We start from the raw sequence: 18782 nt of genomic DNA, 5'->3' as shown, positions 1-18782 counted from the left end.
GCCTGCCCACGCTGGGCAAGCCAACTCAGATGTCACCTATTCGTGCAGCAGACCCTCTGCTTGCCGCCGACGAACGCTACGAGGCGCTGAGTATCTCGACGGCAGCCGACGACGCCACGGCCGATCAGCTCAACCCGCTTGGCGCCTAGCCGATCAGGTCTGACCAGAACGGCACCGTCGACGCCGACTTCCGCGACGGATCAGGATTGACGTAGTCGAATACGTCTGCGGCGCAACAACTCACGTCGGTCTGATAGATCGACAGCACCGGGTGCCCGGACGTGCCGCGCCCCGCGGGCAGGTAGTGGTTGGCGTGCAGCGGTACCAGCTGCGGCACCCGCGCCAGGTGGTAGTTCGCACTTCGCAACGCGTCCTTTATCCGGGCCGGCCGCACACCCCAGTCGGAACCCCAGAAGTCCTGCCATTCGACAGCGAACAGAATGCCCTCGGCGGGCAGCCGCAATCGTTGGTGCAGACTCCGGCGCGACGCCGAACGCCAGTCCGGCCACGAATCTCCAACGGGCAGACCAGAAGACAGAAACGCTCGATGGTCGTCGGCGAACTCGAAGCCGAACTCGCCTTCGATCCGTGCCAGCTCCTCGTCGTTGAGGCCGACCGTCGTCGTCGCCATGCGCTCAGTACTTGTGCTGCGGCCCTTGGGCTTTCTTGTACAGCGCCTTGAGCATCGCGTCCCGGAAGGTGGCGTTGTCAATCAGCTTGATCCCGGCGTTGGCCACCTGCGGGTATCCCAGCAGCTTGTGGAAGTAGCGTCCCCGCTTGTACTCCCGGCCCCATGCGGCTTCCATGCGCTGCCCGTAGTTGGTGAAGTCGTCGGGCCCGCCGTTCTGCAGCGCCGCGATCGCGCACTCGCCTGCGGCCAGACCGGACTCCAAGGCCTTGGAGATGCCTGCACCTGAGGCGGGCTTGCCGGCGCCCAGCGAGTCGCCGGTGAACAGAACACCCGGCCGCCACGGGGGCCAGGCCGTGAACCCCATCGGCAGTCGCCAGGCCCGCACGCTCTTGTTCTTCTTGAGCTCCTCGATCGGCGGCAGTTCCCAGTCGGGTGGGAGGGTGCGCAGGAAGTCGCCGAGGAATTGCGTGGCGTTGATCGACTGCCAGTTCTTGTAGCTGTTGACGTAGCCGAGGCCGATGTTGAACACCCCGTTGCCCATCGGGAACACCCAGCCGTACCCGGGCAGCTGATCGCCCTGGAACGCCAGCTTCAAATAGATGTCGAGGCTGTCCGAGTCGGGACGGTTGGCCGGCATCTCGGAGCGGATCGCGATCGCCGAGTAGCCGTTGTATTCCGAATCGATCTTCAGCGCCCGCTTGATCGGCGAGTAGGCACCGTCGGCGGCGATCACCGCGTCGCCGAGCACCTTCTCACCGCTCTTGAGCACCACACCGACCACTCGGCCGTTGGCGTCGAGCTCTGGTCCGGCCACCTCGGCACCTTGGCGCACCGTCGCGCCTGCCGATTCGGCGTGCTTGAGCAGCAGTGTGTCGAGGTGCTCGCGACTGACGGTGTGGCCGTGGTCGGGCATCCCCGGACGCTTGGGGAACGACAGCTCCCACTGCGACGGACTGAAGACCGTCACGCGGTTGACCCGATGGAACGTGTTGACCTCGTCGGCCAGGCCCATCTTCTGCAGGTAGCTCACGGCGCGGGCGGTCAGGCCGTCACCGCAGGGCTTGGCCCGCGGGAACTGGGCTTTGTCCAGCACGACCGCCCGTGCGCCGGTCTGCGCGGCCTGCCACGCGGCCGCGGATCCTGATGGCCCTCCGCCTGCTACCACCAGGTCGAATCGCTCGGTCACTACGTCTCGTCTCGGTTCGATTATCGGATGCGACGATGCTATCGGAGAACGCCCTGCCGCTCTGCCCGGCGACGGCCTGCGTCAGACCGATGTAATAGTCATCACGCAAGGTCGGCCCTGGTCAGCCGACACTGCAGGTACAGTTCTTGACGTGCGTAAAGTCTCCAGATCGCGGTCGGGGTCCGAGCCCGGCAAGGTCGACGCGCGCAGTGAGCGCTGGCGGGAGCACCGCAAGAAGGTCCGTGCCGAGATCGTCGACGCCGCGTTCCGGTCGATCGACAAGCACGGCCCCGAGGTGAGCCTGCGTGAGATCGCCGAAGAGGCCGGCACCGCCAAGCCGAAGATCTACCGGCACTTCACCGACAAATCCGACCTGTTCCAGGCGATCGGCAAGCGGCTGCGCGACATGCTCTGGAGTGCGATTTTCTCCAACATCGACGCCGCCACGGACCCGACCCGGGAGGTCGTCCGCCGTGGGGTGGCCGAGTACGTCAACCTGGTCGAGCAGCACCCCAATGTGCTGCGGTTCATGCTCCAGGGGCGCTTTCCCGAGCAGTCCGAGTCCACGCAGCGCGCACTCAACGAGGGGCGCGAGATCACGATGGCGTTCGCCGACACGTTCAACAACGAGCTGAGTGGCATGCAGCTCGATCCCGCTGCGCTACAACTGGCTGCGGCGGCTGCGTTCGGCGCGTGCTCGGCGGCCACCGACTGGTGGCTGGGCCCCGATCCGGACAGCCCGCGCCGGATGCCGACGGACGAGTTCATCAATCACCTGACCACGATCATGCTCGGAACGGTCAACGGCACCGCGGACTTGCTGGGCGTCAATCTCGATCCCGACCGCCCGATTCACGAGGCCATGCAGCGCCGTGTCGCTGCCGGCTGAGCCCGAACACACCTAGGCGATACCGCCGGTATTGGGTATTTTGGTCGCATGACCGTTGTTGAGCCTGCCGTCGCCGACGCCACCACCGAACCCGTCCACACCCGGGCGCTGGTCATCGGCACCGGCTTCTCCGGGCTGGGGATGGGAATCGAGCTGCAGCGCCGCGGCGTCGACTTCCTGATCCTGGAGAAGGCCGACGACGTGGGTGGCACCTGGCGTGACAACAGCTACCCGGGCTGCGCCTGCGACATCCCGGCGCACCTCTACTCCTTCTCCTTCGAACCCAAGCCGGACTGGACCTACATGTGGTCGCTGCAGCCGGAGATCCTGGACTACCTCAGGGGTGTGACCGATAAGCACGGTCTGCGCCGCTACATCCATTTCGGCGCCCGCGTCGAACGCGCCCACTGGGACGACGCCGAGTATCGCTGGCACGTCTTCACCGAGGACGGCCGCGAGTACGTCGCCCAGTTTCTGATCTCCGGCGCCGGCGCGCTGCACATCCCGTCCATCCCCGATATCGAGGGCCTGGCCGACTTCGAGGGGGAGGCGTTCCACTCCGCGCAGTGGGAACACGGTGTCGACCTGACCGGCAAACGGGTCGCGGTCGTGGGCACCGGAGCCAGTGCCATCCAGATCGTCCCGGAGATCGTCGACAAGGTCGGCGCACTGCAGCTCTACCAACGCACCCCGGCATGGGTGCTGCCTCGGTCCAACAACCCGATCCCGATGTGGATGCGCAACGCCTTCGGCACGGTGCCCGGCACCCGGGCGGCGTTGCGCACCGGCATCTACTGGTTCCAGGAAGCCCTCGGCTTCGCGATGACCAAACGCCCCGAGCTGCTGACGCTGGGGGAGATGGCCGGCAAGTGGAACATCCGCCACCAGGTCAAAGATCGCGACCTGCGGCGTCGGCTGACGCCGAGCTATCGGGTGGGCTGCAAGCGAGTTCTGTTCTCCAACAGTTATTTTCGTGCCATCGCCGAGCCGCGATCGGAGCTGGTGACCGACCGCATCGCCCGTATCACCCCGCACGGGATCGTCACCGAGGACGGCACCGAACGTCCGGCCGACGTCATCGTGTTCGCGACCGGCTTCCACGTCACCGACTCCTACACCTACGTCGGCATCAAGGGCCCCGGCGGCGAGGATCTGGTGGACCGCTGGAACCGCGAGGGCGTGCAGGCGCACCGCGGGATCGCCGTCGCCGACATGCCCAACCTGTTCTTCCTGCTCGGGCCGAACACCGGACTGGGCCACAACTCGGTGGTTTTCATGATCGAGTCGCAGATCCGCTACGTCGGCCAGGCGATCGGTGCCGTCGACAAGGCCGGTGCGCAGGCGCTGGCACCGACCCGCTCGGCCCAGGACGCCTTCAACGCCGAACTGCAGGACGATCTGCAGGGTGCGGTGTGGAGCACCGGCGGCTGCAGCAGCTGGTATCTCGACGAGCACGGCAAGAACCGCACGCTGTGGAGCGGCATGACATGGCAGTACTGGTTGTCCACCCGCTCGCTCAAGCGCTCGGAATACCGCTTCTCCGGGGTGCGATGACCCGACACGCCGAGCCCCGCCCCGACGCGCGTCGGACCTGTGGGTTCGACACCGCCGCAACACAAGTTGTTGTGTTGCGGCGCGTTGTCACACCCCAGGGGTAGTGTTTTGGTCGTCAGCCGGAAACGGGGCAAACAGCGTGGTGAAGTGGGGTTTCGGTGAGCGATGGAACGAAGCTGATCGACCGGGCGACGGCGATCAACTGGAACCGTGTCATTGACGAGAAGGACGCGGAAGTCTGGGATCGCTTGACCGGTAATTTCTGGTTGCCCGAGAAGGTGCCGGTATCCAACGACATCCCGTCGTGGGGCACGCTGACCGCCGACGAGAAGCAGCTCACCATGCGTGTCTTCACCGGCCTGACACTGTTGGACACCATCCAGAGCACGGTCGGCTCGGTCAGCATGATCCCGGATGCGCTCACCCCGCACGAAGAGGCGGTGCTGACCAACATCACGTTCATGGAGTCGGTGCACGCCAAGAGCTACAGCTCGATCTTCTCCACGCTGTGCTCGACCGCCGAGATCGACGAGGCATTCCGCTGGTCGGAGGAGAACGTCAACCTGCAGCGCAAGGCGCAGATCATCCTCGACTACTACCGCGGTGATGATCCGCTCAAGCGCAAGATCGCCTCGGTCTTCCTCGAAGCGTTCCTGTTCTACTCCGGCTTCTACCTGCCGATGTACTGGTCGAGCAGGGCCAAGCTCACCAACACCGCCGACCTGATCCGGCTGATCATCCGCGACGAGGCCGTGCACGCGTACTACATCGGCTACAAGTTCCAGAAGGGCTACGCGGTCCAGACCGATGAGCGCAAGCAGGACCTCAAGGACTACGCCTACGAGCTGCTTTTCGCGTTGTACGAGAACGAGATTGAGTACACGCAGGATCTCTACGACTCGGTCGGGCTGACCGAGGACGTCAAGAAGTACCTGCGCTACAACGCGAACAAGGCGTTGATGAACATGGGCTTCGAGGCGCTGTTCCCGCGCGACGAGACCGAGGTGAACCCGGCGATCCTGTCGGCGCTGTCGCCGAACGCCGACGAGAACCACGACTTCTTCTCCGGGTCGGGTTCGAGCTACGTGATCGGCAAGGCCGTCGTCACCGAAGACGAGGACTGGAACTTCTAGTCCCGGGCAGTGGTCGACGGGCAACGCTATTTCCCCGAAGACGGCTGAGGTGTTGATGCGGCGGTGACACGATGTTGGCGTGCACGCGTCGGGGGACGGTCATGGTGATGAAGCGCCTTCGGCGCTGACATGCGAGCCATGCGGCGCTGAACTGCCGCTGAACTCGAGGTTCTGTAACAGCTGCGGTGCGGCCGTGATGCAGGGCGGGCGGGCGGCGGAGTACAAACAGGTCACCGTGCTCTTCGCCGATGTCGTGCGCTCTATGGACATTGCGGCTGCTGTTGACATCGAGCGGTTGCGCGAGATCATGACTGAGCTTGTGGAGCGTTCGGCGGCAATGGCGCGACGTTACGGCGGCACGGTGGAGTACACCGGCGACGGCGTCATGGCGATTTTCGGAGCGCCGATCGCCTTGGAAGATCACGCTTTTCGGGCATGCCTGGTGGCCCTGGCGATTCAGGACGAGGCGGATCGACTAGCTGCCGATGTCCAGCGGACCGACGAAGTCGCATTGCAGGTGCGGGTGGGAGTGAACTCGGGACGAGTGATTGCAGGTGAGATCGGTTCAGGAGCACTGGGTTACCACGCCACCGGTGAACAGGTCGGGATGGCGCAACGGATGGAGTCGGTGGCGCCCGCGGGCGGCGTGATGCTCTCGGAGTCCACCGCGGGTCTCGTCGAACACCGGGTCCGGCTCGCCGATCCGGAGCATGTCCGGATCAAGGGCGCCTACCGGCCGGTGGCCGCGTACCGGCTGCTGGATATCGGCCCAGGTCAGCGTCCGGGCGGGCGTACGGAGGCGCGTCTGGTCGGACGGCGGTGGGAGGTGGCGGCGCTGGAAGCCATCATGGAGCGCGCGATCGACGGCCGCGGTGACGTCGTGAATGTCGTAGGCCCACCGGGTATCGGCAAAAGCCGGGTGGCCCGGGAAGCAGCAGCTTTCGCCCGCAGCCGCGGCGTCGACGTGTTCTGGACGTTCTGTGAATCTCATGCCGGTGACGTTCCCTTCCGGGTCGTCGCCCAGCTGCTGCGCGCCCGAATCGGTGTTGCCGACCTCGCCGACGAGTCGGCGCGAGCTCGGGTGCGGGATCAATTCCCGGCTGCCGACCCGCAGGATCTGTTGTTGCTCGACGACCTCCTCGGTATCTCCGACCCCGGGGTGGCGCTGCCGTCGATCAATCCGGACGCACGTCGGCGCCGGCTGACTGCGCTGATCAACACGACGTCACTGGCCCGTACCACGCCGGCATTGTTCATCGTCGACGATGCGCAGTGGATCGACAGCGTCAGCGAGTCGATGTTGACTGATTTCCTGTCAGTCATCCCGCGCACGCGGTCGATGGTTCTGGTTACCGCTCGCCCGGAATATCAGGGACCGTTACGACACGTGGTGGGTGCTCAGACCATAGCGCTTGGTGCACTGGGTGATCCGGATATCGCGATGCTGCTCCACGAATTGCTCGGCTTGGATACGTCGATCGGAGAGCTCGCGACCATCATCGCGGAGAGGGCGGACGGGAACCCGTTCTTCGCCGAGGAGATGGTTCGCGAGTTGGCCCAACGCGGTGCATTGGCCGGCCAGACCGGCGCGTACCGATGCGTGACAGCTGTTGCCGACGTGAGTGTGCCGGCAACCGTGCAGTCGGCCATCGAAGCGCGAATCGACCGGTTGAGCGCCCCGGCGAAGCGAACGTTGAACGCCGCGTCGGTGATCGGAGCCCGCTTCAACACGGACCTGTTGCCCGCGTTGGGGATCGAGCCGGTGCTCGACGAACTGCTGCACGCCGAGCTCATCGATCAGGTCGGGTTCGTCCCGATCGCCGAGTTCGCGTTTCGTCACCCACTGATCCGTGCGGTGGCCTACGAATCACAGCTGAAATCTGATCGCGCGCAATGGCATCGACGTCTGGCCGCCGCGATGGAACACGCTTCGCCGGCCGCGGAGGAGAACGGGGCGCTGATCGCCGAACACCTCGAAGCCGCTGGCGAGTTGCGGGCCGCCTACGACTGGCACATGCGTGCCGGAGCGTGGTCCACCAACCGCGATCTCGCTGCAGCCCGGATCAGTTGGGAGCGCGCCCGTCGCATCGCCGACGGGTTGCCCGGCGACGCCCCTGCAGTGCTGGCGATGCGGATCACTCCGCGCACCATGCTGTGCGCCACCGATTGGCAAGCCCGCGAAGTACAAGAAACCGGAGCCCGCTTCGCAGAGCTGCAACAACTCTGCGCTGCCGCCGAGGACAACGCGTCGCTGGCCATTGCGATGACCGGACTGGCCACCGAAGTTCTCTATGAAGGGCACGCGCGGCAGGCCGCGCAGTTGTCGTCCCAGCAGATGGCGCAGTTCGAGTACATGGGTGACCCCACCCCAGCCATGGGAGTGGCGGCGATAGCATTCATCAACTGGCTCGGCGTCGGCGAGTTCGCCGAAGTGTTGCGGTGGTCGCAGACAATCATCGACCTTGCTGCCGGTGACCCCGCGAAGGGCGCAAGCTACGGCGTGGGATCACCTTTGGCGATCGCGCTCGCGTGGCGCGGTACGGCGCGATGGTGGCAGGGCCGCCCCGGCTGGCACCGTGACCTCCACGATGCGGTCGCGATGGCCCGTCGCAGCAACCCCGAGACCCTCTCCGGTGCCATCGCCTGGACCTATGGTTTCGCCGTGCAGTACGGCGTTCTCTCCGTTGACGAATCCCTTTTGCGCACAAGCGAGGACGCGCTTCGGACCGCGTACAGCGCCAGCAGCGATCGGGCGGTGGGCTTGGCTGCGTATACCGTGGCCGTGGCCCTGCTCAATCGAGATTCAGCAGCCGACCGTGACCGGGGACTCGAACTGATGAGGCAGGTGCGCGGCATATGGCTGCGCAAACGAGCGCTCTTCCTGATCCCGGTCACTGACATGTGGGCGGCGCGGGAATTGTTCCGGCGTGGCGAGTGTGAGGGAGCCATCGAGCAGATGCGCGGTGCTGTCGACGAGCTGCGCCGGATGGGTAACGTCTTCTACGGCTTCTGGGCCACAGGTGTTCTGGGGCAAGCTCTGCTGGAGCGTGGTGCCGAGGCAGACCTCGCCGAAGCCTCGGCGTCACTTGACGATATGGCGCGGACCGGCGCGAACTCCGCGATACGCGACGTCACCCTGCTGCGGTTGCGCGCGCTGCTGGCGCACTCGCGTGGTGCCGAGGTGACGTACCGCGACTACCGTGACCGCTACCGCGCGATGACGAAATCGCTTGGCTTCGAACAACATTTGATCTGGGCCGATGCGCTGCCCTGACAGCACCGCCGCTAGGCGTGGGCGACGAGGCGGACACCGCAGGTTGTGGTGACGCGCCGGCGGACGGTTTGGGGCCCGGGCCACCCGTCCCCGTTCCCGGCCCGGAGAGCGGTCCGATGAGTGCGCGGGCATTGCCGATGCCCTCCTCGATTGCCTTGGTCAGGTCCGCGGCGAGCTTTCGTGGAGCGACCGACGGGATCAGCCGGGCAGGGGTGGGTACCCACGGCGCGATACTGCGGTCGTAGCCGGCTTCCACGATCACCCTGAACGCCGGTTCGACCACGTCGATCATCTTCTCCGGCACGCCGAGGGCGCGCAGCGGCGCGAACAGCGGCAGATCCTCAGTGCTGAAGAAGTAGTAGCTCGTGTCGCCGTGGGTGCCTTGATATGCCGGCGAGGTCGTGGGATCGGCCGGCAGGCTGACATCGAAGGAGTTGGTGTGCAGGTACACGATTCCCATGAGTGCGTTCAGGTCGGCGACGAGATTGAGTGGATACAACGGGAAGTCGGTAAATCCGTCGTACTGCCGGTTGATTTCGACGGTCGTGAACTGGGTGTCGGTCGCCGCGGCGCCGTTGAACCCGAGATCGAGGATCGGGATGTAAAGCCCGGGGAAGCGCGACATCAATCCGCCGTTGGGCAGATTCGGATCACCACTCAAGACGAAGTCGATGCCGGGAGCGGTAGTTCCCTGCGGGTATTGTCGGGCGAGTCTTTTCTTCACCACGTTCGCGACGCCCGCCCCCTGCGAAAGACCGTAGATCACCAGATGGTCGTTGCCGTGAGCGGCCATCGCGGTCCGCAGATCAGCGGCACCGATCCGCAACGATTGGTTGGCGGTGAGATCGAACAGTCCGGTCAGCTTCCACCACGGCTCGTCGTGCCAGGCCGGGCCGGCCAGGCTGAACAGCCGCGGGTCACCGACTGCGAGTCCGAGCAGGCGCATGGCGCCGGTGAGCGGCCAGAACTGTTCCGGTGTGGTGACCGGGACATAGTTCAGGCTCACCCCAGGGTGGGTCGGCCCGATGTATTGGTCCCTGACGATGTCGATGTACGTCTGGTCGGGTGTGGGGCAGGTGGTCCCGCACAGGATCAGTGCGGTTCCGTCGGGCGAGGCGTTATCCGCCGCCGCGATCGGTGGTGTCGCCGCCATGAGTGTGACGGCGAGTGCTACCCCGATGTGCTTCGCGATCCGCATCACTGCCCCCTGTGACGTGCTCAGGGTGATCCTCACTCGGGGGCGGGCGCAGCAGTGCAGTAGTCGACCACTGCATTTCCAGCCGTGATCAGGTCGTCGAGGGTGCCAACGACTTCGACGGCCGCCAGGCGAGCGCACCGACGACCAGGCCGACGAACGGGATCGCGGCCAAGATGGCGCTCAACGTGGCACTGCCGCCCGTGACCAAGGTGAAGTTCGACAGCACCAACCACAGACTTCCCAGCAACCCGAGCACCGCGAGTGCCGGCGCCAGACGGGTGGTCCATAGTGAGCCCGTCGCGCGCCCGCGCAGGAAGAACGCCAGTACCGCGATCGACGTGGTGAGCATCAGGACGACCATGCCGACAGTGGCGACGCCCGCCATCGAGCCGAAAACCCCAACCAGCGGATCGATCCCGAGGATTGCCAGCACCCCGACGATGACGGCGGCCGTGACGGTCTGCACCACCGAGGAGAATGCCGGTGACTCGTGGTTGTCGTGCACACCGGCAAGTCTGGCCGGCAGCAAGCCTTTTCCGGCCAGCACGAACTGGTAGCGCGCGATCACGTTGTGGAAGGACAGCACGCAGGCGAACAGACTGGTCAACAGCAGCACGTTGACGATGTCGCGCCCGATCGTGCCCAGCATGTCACCGGCGGTGTCCAGCAGCATATTGCCTTCTCCGGCAAGGGTTTTCTCGGCTGTCGCGGTCACCTGATCGGGCCCGAGCGCGACGACGAACGCCCACACGGTGATGGCGTAGAACGCGCCGATGATGATGACCGCGGCATAGGTGGCGAGTGGGATGGTGCGTTCCGGATCCCGCGCCTCGTCCCGGAATACGGCGGTGGCCTCGAAACCGATGAACCCGGTGAGCGCGAACAGGACTGCGATGCCCAGTGTTCCGTGAGTGAAGACGGCGGGATCGAACGAGCTCAAGGTGACTCCGGCCGGGCTCGGGTTGGCCACCATCACCACGTCAAGGATGACGACGATGCCGATCTCCAGCGCCAGTGCCACTCCGAGCACTTTGGCGCTCAACTCGATATGCCGGTAGCCGAGTACCGCGACGATCGCCAGGACGACGAACGAGTACACCGGCCACGGGATCACCGGCCCGTTGTAGTGCGTGACGGTGTCGTTGATGGCCCAGCCGATGTAGCCGTAGATGCCCACCTGGATCGCGGTGTAGGCGATCAGCGCGACCACCGCGATGCCCTTGCCCATGCGCTCGCCGAGTCCGACTGTCACATAAGAGAAGAACGCCCCGGCCTCGGGTACATACGGTGTCATGGTGACGAACCCGACGCTGAAAACCAGCAGCACCAGCGCGGCGATCACGAATCCCATCGGGGCGCCCGCGCCGTTGCCCAGCCCCATCGCCAACGGCATGTTGCCGCCGATCACCGTCAGTGGGGCGGCCGCCGCGACGACCATGAACACGATGCCGATCGGCCCGAGCCGCCCGGTCAGGCGGCGCCCGTCGGCCTTGGTGGATGTGGTCACGAGATCTCCTGAAGTGTTGGGGCAGTGGGGGACAGCGCATGGCGAAGTAAGGCGTGGTCCAGTGCGTGGACGGTGAAACCGTTGCGGCCGGTCATGGTGGTGGCGGCGACCATGGCGTTGACGATGGCCTCCTCCGTTGCCTCGATGGTCATGTCGAACAGGCGGGTCATCAGTTGCGGTGCCACCATCCGCAGTGGGATCTCCGGGCGTGACGTCGCGGTGTCCTCGTCCCACGCATACGGCGGGATCCCCCGGTTGCCGGTCGAGAACGCCAGCATCAGATCCCCGCTGTACTGCTCGCCGGTGCCGCCGAGTCGGCCGACGGCCAGAGCGGAACGTTGGGCCACCCGGGTGCACTGGTGGGGGAGCAACGGGGCGTCGGTGGCGACGATGACGATGATCGAGCCCGACCCCGGTTCGTAGCGGGCGGGAAGTTCGGGAAGCGGTACCTGCTCGGCGCCGATCCGCTCGCCGACCGGCACGCCGTTGATCCGAAATCGTTCGCGACGGCCATGATTCGCCTGCACGAGAACCCCGACGGTGTAGCGCCCGGCCATGGTGTCGGTGACCCGGGAGGCGGTACCGATGCCGCCTTTGAAGCCGTGGCAGATCATGCCTGTGCCGCCGCCGACGTTGCCTTCGGCGGGCGGCTCACCGCTGGCATTGTCCAGCGCGGACCGCACATGTTCGGGGCGCACGTGAAAGCCGTTGATGTCGTTGAGTAGTCCGTCGTAGGTCTCGCCCACCACGGGCAATGACCAGTAGACGCCCTCGCCGCGGGCCCGCACCTGCGCCGCCACCAGTTCGTCGCGAACCACGCCGACGCTGTGCGTGTTGGTCAGGCCGATGGCGGTGGTCAATTCGCCGGATTCCCGGATCCATTCCAGGCCGGTCAGTTCGCCGCTGCCGTTTAGTCGGTGCGCGCCGGCGAACACCGGTTCGGTCCAGATGTGTTCGTGGGGGATGACGACGGTGACGCCGGTGCGCACGGTGTGCGGATCGTCGGAGGTGATGGTGGTGTGCCCCACCTGGACGCCGGCGACGTCGGTGATGGCGTTGTGCGGCCCGGTGGGATGGTCTCCGATTGCTACGCCCAGGTCTCTGGCCCGCATTGGTCACGCTCACTTCACCGATAGTTTTTTTCCTGATTGGAAAAGAACTATGCGCCGGTGTGACGCAGCACGCAAGAGGAAGTGCAAAATGGGGTGGATCCACCCGGCCCGACGACAGGAGTGGCGCAGGTATGGCACGGCCGAACCGGCAGGTCGAACGGCGCGGCGACATCATGGATGCCGCCATCGCGCTGATCGAACGTCATGACCTGGCCACCCTCAAGCTCTCCGACGTCGCCTCGGAGCTGGGCCTGACGACCAACGCTGTCCGGTATTACTTCAAGGACATGGCGGAGCTGCTGTCGGAGCTGGCGTTGCGCTCCGACGTCCGGTTCTACGATGACCGACTGCGGTTACGCACCGAGAGCGACGATCCCTGCCGTCAGCTCGCCCAGACGATCGCCGCCGGTCTGCCCACCGGTCCGGAAGACGCTGAGTGGCGTGCCATCTGGCGGGCGGTACTGGCGGCCGGCTTCGATCTCGACACCCGTCGCGACGTGCAGGGGATCTACCACCGTCAGGTCGGTCTCTACACCGATCTGCTGGATGCGGGCGCCCGGTCCGGAGCGTTCCGTCTCAGCGACTCGGCCCGCGACATCGCGATGACACTGATGTCCATGGAGGACTACTTCGGTTATCGAATCGTCGCGCGGGATCCAGAGCTGAACCGCGCCACCGCATTTCGGCTCATGCGGCGCTATGCCGAACTCGCCACAGACGCCTCGATCCCGCAGCTGGACTGAGAACGTCAGCCCGCCAGGTTGAATCGTCCCTCGCTGCCGTAGATCGCCAGTGAGATCAGCAACGTCACAGACACCAGCACCACCAGTGAGGTCCGGACGGCGTCACCCGTCGCGACGCCGACTCCGGACGGTCCGCCGGATGCGTAGAAGCCAAAATAGGTGTGGATCAACAGGATTGCGATGGCCATCAGGATCGCTTGGGCGAACGACCACATCAGATCGATCGGGTTCAGGAACGTCGAGAAGTAGTGTTCGTAGAGGCCCGCCGACTGCCCCAGCAGCGTGACGGTGGTGTACTGGCTGGCGAGGAACGACAGGATCACCGCGATCGCATACAGCGGTGCGATCGACACCATGCCGGCGACGATCCTGGTGCTGACCAGGAAAACCATCGACGGGATCGCCATCGCTTCCAGCGCGTCGATCTCCTGGTTGACCCGCATCGCGCCCAATTGGGCGGTGACACCTGCCCCGAAGGTGGCGGCCAGACCGATTCCCGCCACCACGGGTGCCGAGATGCGCACGTTGATGAAGGCCGCCAGAAAGCCGGTGAGCGCCTCGATGCCGATGTTGCCCAGCGAGCTGTAGCCCTGCACCGCCAACGTGCCGCCGGTGGCGACGGTGAGAAACCCGACGACGACAAGCGTGCCGCCAATCATCGCCAGGACGCCTGCGCCCATGCTGATCTCGGCGATCAGCCGAACGATCTCAGTGCGGTAGGAGCGCACTGCGGTCGGAATGCCCGCTATCGCTTTGGCGTAGAAAAGCGCCTGGTCGCCGATCCTGCCGAGGATGTACCACGGGCGCTCCAACGCGCGGGTCACCCGGGGAAAGACCGTCCTATGGGTCATGTACGTTCCGCTTCACCCGTCCAACGTCCGCGCCGCGGTGGCGCCGCCGTAGGGCCGTTCGTCCCGGTTATCGACGCCCAAAGGCTTCACTCGGGTGGGACCGGTGCTTTGAGCTGGCGATTCGATCACCGATGCTGAGTGCGTGAGCACACCCGAACCGTTCATCACCGCTGGTGTCGACGGGATCCGCATCGTGGCCGACCGCATCGGCGACCCGCATGCGCCTGCCGTGGTGTTCCTGCACGGTGGTGGCCAGACGCGCCGATCGTGGGGCCGGGCAGCCGCGGCAGTCGCCGCCCGTGGCTGGCAGGCGGTCACCGTCGACCTGCGCGGTCACGGCGAGTCCGACTGGTCGCCGGACGGCGACTACCGGGTGGTCAGCTTCGCCGGCGATGTACTCGAACTCATGCGCCGGCTGCCGCCGCACCCGGTGCTCGTCGGCGCATCCTTGGGTGGGTTCACCGGAATGCTGCTCGCCGGTGAGATCGCCCCGGAGACGCTGCGTGCCCTCGTCCTGGTCGACATCGTCCCGGACATGGACCCGTCGGGTGCCTCGCGAATCCACCAATTCATGTACGACCGAATGGAATCCGGTTTCGCCTCGCTCGACGAGGTGGCCGACATGATTCAGGAGTACAACCCACACCGCCGGCGGCCCGACGACCTCGACGGCCTACGCGCCAATCTGCGTCACCGCGACGGCCGCTGGTACTGGCACTGGGATCCGAAGTTCATCGACGGCAGCGCGTCGCGCCCGCCCATCGAGGTGACCGAGGTGGATCGGATCAACGCGGCGGTCGCGGCGATCCTGGCGGCAGGCACCCCGATGCTGCTGGTGCGCGGTCAGATGAGCGACCTCGTCACGCAGGAGCGCGCCGACGACTTCCTCGCACGCTTCCCCCAGATCGAGTTCGCGGACGTCGCGGGCGCCGGCCACATGGTCGCGGGCGATCGCAACGATCTGTTCGCCGATGCGGTCGTCCAATTCCTGGGCAAATGCGCCGCCGACCGGTGAACGCGGTATGAACCGGGGGAGAACTGTCCCATCGGTGCTGGCGCGGTCCGAACCTAACCGAGAGACTGAGCGGCGTGACCACTACGTCGCTGTTGAACTCGATCCTGACCTGGCTGCGGGCCGGTTACCCCAACGGGGTGCCCGGTCCTGACCGGGTCCCGCTGCTGGCCTTGTTGCGCTCGACGCCGCTGACCGAAGAGCAGATCAAAGAAGTCGTCGCCAACATCACCGCCAAGGACTCGCCCGCCCTGGACGGCGGGATCGACGAGGACGAGATCGCGGCGTTCATCAAGGACGTCAGTCACCACGATGCGGGGCCCGAGAACGTCAAGCGGGTGGCGGCCACACTGGCCGCGGCCGGTTGGCCGCTGGCCGGTGTGTCCGAGGACCCCGTCGGCGAGTGACCGCTAAGCGGTCCGCAGCGATTCGGTGTCGATCACGAAGCGGTACCGCACGTCGCTGACGAGCACGCGCTCGTAGGCCTCGTTGATGTAATCCGGCTGGATCAGCTCGATTTCGGGCTCGATGCCCTTCTCGGCGCAGAAGTCCAGCATTTCCTGGGTTTCCGGGATGCCGCCGATCATCGAACCGGACAGATGGCGGCGCATGCTGACCAGCGGCTGCGCCGGCACGACCATGGGCTGCTCGGGCATGCCCAACTCGACGAGCGTGCCGTCGACCCGCAACGTGCTCAGGTAGGCGCTCAGATCAAGGTTGGCCGACACGGTGTTCAGGATCAGGTCGAATGAGTTGCGCAGCTTGGTGAAGGTCTCGGGGTCGCTGGTCGCGTAGTACTCGCCGGCTCCCAGTCGCAAGCCGTCTTCCATCTTCTTCAGCGACTGCGACAGCACCGTCACCTCAGCGCCCATCGCGACACCGAGCTTGACGCCCATGTGACCGAGGCCACCGAGACCGACGACCGCAATTCGCTTGCCCGGACCGGCATTCCAGTGCCGCAGGGGGGAGAAGGTGGTGATGCCCGCGCACATCAGCGGCGCGGCGGCCTCCAGCGACAGGGAATCGGGGATGCGCAGGACGTAGTTCTCGTCGACGACGATGTTGCCGCTGTAGCCACCTGCGGTGGGCTGGCCGTCGCGGCCCACCGAGCCGTAGGTGCCGACCATGCCCGAACCCGTGCAGTACTGCTGCAGGCCGGCCTTACAGCTGTCGCATTCGCGGCAGGAGTCGACGAAGCAGCCGACGCCGACCCGGTCGCCGACCTTGTACTTGGTCACATCGGAGCCGACTTCGGTTACCACACCGGCGATTTCGTGGCCGGGTACGAGCGGGTAGCGGACACCGCCCCATTCGCCGCGCACCGTGTGGATGTCGGAATGGCAGATCCCGGCGAAGTGGATGTCGAATTTGACGTCGTGCGGGCCGACGTCGCGGCGGGTGACGGTCGTCTTGGTCAGGGGCTCGGTTGCCGACGTGGCGGCGTAAGCGGTAACTGTGCTCATCGTGTCCTCTTTGATCGCGTTTCAGGCAGCACTGATTGATTCAGCGTTTTGAGTGCAAGTTGGATCGCAACGTTGCGACCAACAGACATAACCCGGCGGGGCGGGTGCCTAATCCCGACGTGACGAGGTTTACAGCCCGGCGGCGCGAACCCCGCCGTTAAAAGATAACCGCTGATAGCTGACCACGCCCGCCAGCGTGTACGGGTCGCGGTCGATGATGCTCTGGGCATCCTCGGTGCTGATATCCGCGGTGATCAGGACGCCGCCGGTCCCCGTCTCCAGGCGCCCTGCGAGCAGCAGTCGCCCGGCCTCGACCTCCTCGTTCAGGAATGCCAGGTGGGCGGGCCGGGATTGGTCGACGACGTCGAGCGGCTTCTCATAGGTGATCGTCAGCACGTGGAACACGGGAGTGAACTTACCGCCTGCGGCTAGTTGATCGGTGCGTTGAGCCAGCGCAGGTCGTCGAGGATGCCGCGGGCGGCGACCAGGCCCTGGCCGGTCTGCCACACCTCGTTGTTGACCACGAAGACGCGGTTGTCGCGGTTGGCCGACAGCTTGCGCCACGGTGCGCTGTCCAGGACGGCCGGCGCCCGATCCTTGGCCGCAGGCGAGGCGAAGGACAGGTAGACGATGTCGCCGTCGGCGGCCGACAGGTCCGGGGAGCGGTCCAGATCGGCGTCGGAAATTCCGATCTCGACGTACGGCTTGTCGGTAAACCGTTGTGCTGCAGGACGATCCACCCCGACATCGGCCAGTACCGATGCCGGGAAATTCGCCGCGCCGTACACCCGCATCGTGGTGTCGGTGAACTGGACGATGGACGCCTGGAAGTGCGGGGCATCGTTGGCCATGCCCTTCTGCTTGGCCTGTTCGGTGAACCCGCCGATCAGATCCGCCGCGGCCTGGGCTCGTCCGGTTGCCGCCCCGACGGCGCGCATGTTGTCCTGCCAGTTCGCGCCGGGGGCGTCGGTGAACACGGTCGGGGCGATAGCGGTCAGCTGCGGCAGGGACTGTGGCGTCAACGCCTGGGAGCCGAGAATGAGGTCCGGTTTGGCGGCCGCGATCGCGGTCAGGTCCGGCGCGCTGCGGGTGCCGGCTGCGGGCAGGTCGTGGATGACGGTGCCGAGATACGACGGCTGGCTGGTCGACCCGTCGGGCAGGGCGGCCGCCACGATCCGCGTCTGCAGGCCCAGTGCGCACAGTGCGTCGAGCTCGTCACCGGCCAGCACCACGATGCGTTGCGGGTCGGGCGCGGCCGGGTCCAGGCGGGCCGGCTCGGGCGCACACGATTCGTCGGGCCTGCGTTGATTGCCCAGCACGCCCGCGCTCGCGATCTTGGTGGTGCTGGTGACCAGCGACGGTGCACCCGGCGGCGCGGTCTTCGGCGGTGTTGTGGAGCACCCGCTCGCCACTGTCATGGCGACCGCGGCCAGCACCGCCCCGGCGGCCACCACGACACCCGCACGCTCACCACCGATCAGCACGACGCCGACCGTAACATCCGCCTGTCGTAGGGTCGCTGAGCTGCGGTTGAAGGTGCATCGGTGACAATTACGACAGAATGTAGGACCCACAGCCCATTGGCGGCGACGGGCGGCTAGGATCAACTACACGTTCTCGGCGCGCTAACGATTTTTGGAGGACAGTTGACTGCCGTTGTGCCTTCGCAGGGGGAACTCGAGGCCACTCGACCCGCACCTGCACGGATGGGTCCCAAGGGCAACCTGATCTACAAGCTGGTCACGACGACCGATCACAAGTTGATCGGCATGATGTACTGCGTCGCCTGCTTCGTCTTTTTCTTCCTCGGTGGCTTGATGGCGCTGTTCATGCGCGCCGAGCTGGCGGTCCCGGGCTTGCAGTTCCTGTCGAACGAGCAGTACAACCAGCTGTTCACCATGCACGGCACGGCGATGCTGCTGTTCTACGCGACGCCGATCGTGTTCGGCTTCGCCAACCTGGTGCTGCCGCTGCAGATCGGCGCCCCTGACGTGGCGTTCCCGCGGCTGAACGCGCTGTCGTTCTGGCTCTTCGTCTTCGGCGCGATGATCGCGCTGGCCGGGTTCATCACCCCCGGCGGGGCCGCCGACTTCGGCTGGACCGCCTACACCCCGCTCTCGGATGCGATGCACTCACCGGGCGCCGGCGGTGACCTGTGGATTCTCGGCCTGGCCGTCGGTGGTCTGGGCACCATCCTCGGCGCGGTGAACATGATCACCACCGTGGTGT

General features: G+C 65.8%; 16 protein-coding genes and 1 pseudogene. 8 read left to right on the top strand and 9 right to left on the bottom strand.

The genetic code is table 11. The features are described 5' to 3' along the window. Positions 1–145: 145 nt before the first annotated feature. Positions 146–631: a hypothetical protein gene (locus CRM90_RS28020; RefSeq protein ID WP_102810144.1), complete on the bottom strand. Its 486-nt coding sequence runs from the start codon at positions 629–631 to the stop codon at positions 146–148. Between the two features lie 4 nt (positions 632–635). Then, entirely contained in the window at positions 636–1817 is a 1182-nt protein-coding gene (locus tag CRM90_RS28015; RefSeq protein ID WP_102810143.1) for a geranylgeranyl reductase family protein, read from the bottom strand. Positions 1818–1968: 151 nt separating this feature from the next. Between CRM90_RS28015 and CRM90_RS28010 the strand changes: the two genes are divergently transcribed. From CRM90_RS28010 to CRM90_RS27995, 4 genes are all read left to right on the top strand, one after another. Then, complete coding sequence (locus CRM90_RS28010; protein ID WP_102810142.1) at positions 1969–2706, top strand: TetR/AcrR family transcriptional regulator; 738 nt, start codon at positions 1969–1971, stop codon at positions 2704–2706. A 48-nt stretch (positions 2707–2754) separates the two neighbouring features. Then, positions 2755–4260, top strand: a complete 1506-nt coding sequence (locus CRM90_RS28005; protein ID WP_102810141.1) for a flavin-containing monooxygenase — start codon at positions 2755–2757, stop codon at positions 4258–4260. A gap of 158 nt (positions 4261–4418) precedes the next feature. Continuing rightward, positions 4419–5393 carry a class 1b ribonucleoside-diphosphate reductase subunit beta gene (nrdF, locus tag CRM90_RS28000; RefSeq protein WP_083116674.1) on the top strand — a complete coding sequence of 325 codons (975 nt, stop codon included), beginning with the start codon at positions 4419–4421 and terminating at the stop codon, positions 5391–5393. 196 nt (positions 5394–5589) lie between these two features. After that, the gene (locus CRM90_RS27995) at positions 5590–8667 is read left to right on the top strand and encodes an ATP-binding protein (RefSeq protein WP_102810140.1); all 3078 of its coding nucleotides are present in this window, start codon (positions 5590–5592) and stop codon (positions 8665–8667) included. A 250-nt stretch (positions 8668–8917) separates the two neighbouring features. On the opposite strand, the pseudogene CRM90_RS31135 reads toward CRM90_RS27995, so the two are convergent. The 3 genes and pseudogenes from CRM90_RS31135 to CRM90_RS27980 all read right to left on the bottom strand — a co-directional run. Further along, positions 8918–9613 (bottom strand): annotated as a pseudogene (locus CRM90_RS31135) (PE-PPE domain-containing protein); the annotation flags it as partial. 340 nt (positions 9614–9953) lie between these two features. Then, positions 9954–11303 carry an APC family permease gene (locus tag CRM90_RS27985; protein WP_102810146.1) on the bottom strand — a complete coding sequence of 450 codons (1350 nt, stop codon included), beginning with the start codon at positions 11301–11303 and terminating at the stop codon, positions 9954–9956. 65 nt (positions 11304–11368) lie between these two features. Next, on the bottom strand, positions 11369–12484 hold the full coding sequence (locus tag CRM90_RS27980; RefSeq protein ID WP_102810139.1) for a DmpA family aminopeptidase: 1116 nt from the start codon (positions 12482–12484) through the stop codon (positions 11369–11371). A gap of 131 nt (positions 12485–12615) precedes the next feature. Here CRM90_RS27980 and CRM90_RS27975 point away from each other — a divergent pair, with 131 nt between their 5' ends. Continuing rightward, positions 12616–13227, top strand: a complete 612-nt coding sequence (locus tag CRM90_RS27975) for a TetR/AcrR family transcriptional regulator (RefSeq protein ID WP_102810138.1) — start codon at positions 12616–12618, stop codon at positions 13225–13227. A 5-nt stretch (positions 13228–13232) separates the two neighbouring features. On the opposite strand, the gene CRM90_RS27970 is transcribed toward CRM90_RS27975, so the two are convergent. Then, a complete protein-coding gene (locus CRM90_RS27970; protein WP_102810137.1) occupies positions 13233–14078 on the bottom strand; it encodes an MlaE family ABC transporter permease in 846 nt (281 codons plus the stop codon). A 142-nt stretch (positions 14079–14220) separates the two neighbouring features. Between CRM90_RS27970 and CRM90_RS27965 the strand changes: the two genes are divergently transcribed. Then, positions 14221–15093 carry an alpha/beta fold hydrolase gene (locus tag CRM90_RS27965; protein ID WP_102810136.1) on the top strand — a complete coding sequence of 291 codons (873 nt, stop codon included), beginning with the start codon at positions 14221–14223 and terminating at the stop codon, positions 15091–15093. Between the two features lie 74 nt (positions 15094–15167). Next, the gene (locus CRM90_RS27960) at positions 15168–15497 is read left to right on the top strand and encodes a DUF3349 domain-containing protein (protein WP_102810135.1); all 330 of its coding nucleotides are present in this window, start codon (positions 15168–15170) and stop codon (positions 15495–15497) included. A gap of 3 nt (positions 15498–15500) precedes the next feature. On the opposite strand, the gene CRM90_RS27955 is transcribed toward CRM90_RS27960, so the two are convergent. The 3 genes from CRM90_RS27955 to CRM90_RS27945 form a co-directional block, all read right to left on the bottom strand. Next, positions 15501–16553: an NAD(P)-dependent alcohol dehydrogenase gene (locus tag CRM90_RS27955; protein ID WP_102810134.1), complete on the bottom strand. Its 1053-nt coding sequence runs from the start codon at positions 16551–16553 to the stop codon at positions 15501–15503. A gap of 129 nt (positions 16554–16682) precedes the next feature. Next, positions 16683–16958, bottom strand: coding sequence for a YciI family protein (locus CRM90_RS27950; protein ID WP_102810133.1), 276 nt, complete (start codon positions 16956–16958; stop codon positions 16683–16685). A 23-nt stretch (positions 16959–16981) separates the two neighbouring features. Next, a complete protein-coding gene (locus tag CRM90_RS27945) occupies positions 16982–18037 on the bottom strand; it encodes an iron-siderophore ABC transporter substrate-binding protein (RefSeq protein WP_199190089.1) in 1056 nt (351 codons plus the stop codon). Between the two features lie 162 nt (positions 18038–18199). Between CRM90_RS27945 and CRM90_RS27940 the strand changes: the two genes are divergently transcribed. Further along, a partial coding sequence (locus CRM90_RS27940; protein WP_199190088.1) for a cbb3-type cytochrome c oxidase subunit I occupies positions 18200–18782 on the top strand: 583 nt, incomplete at its 3' end.

It is taken from the genome of Mycobacterium sp. ENV421 (genome assembly GCF_002887815.1).
Lineage (GTDB): Bacteria > Actinomycetota > Actinomycetes > Mycobacteriales > Mycobacteriaceae > Mycobacterium.
The sequence above is the reverse complement of the archived record's forward strand: the minus strand, read 5'-3'. Positions and strand labels throughout refer to the sequence as shown.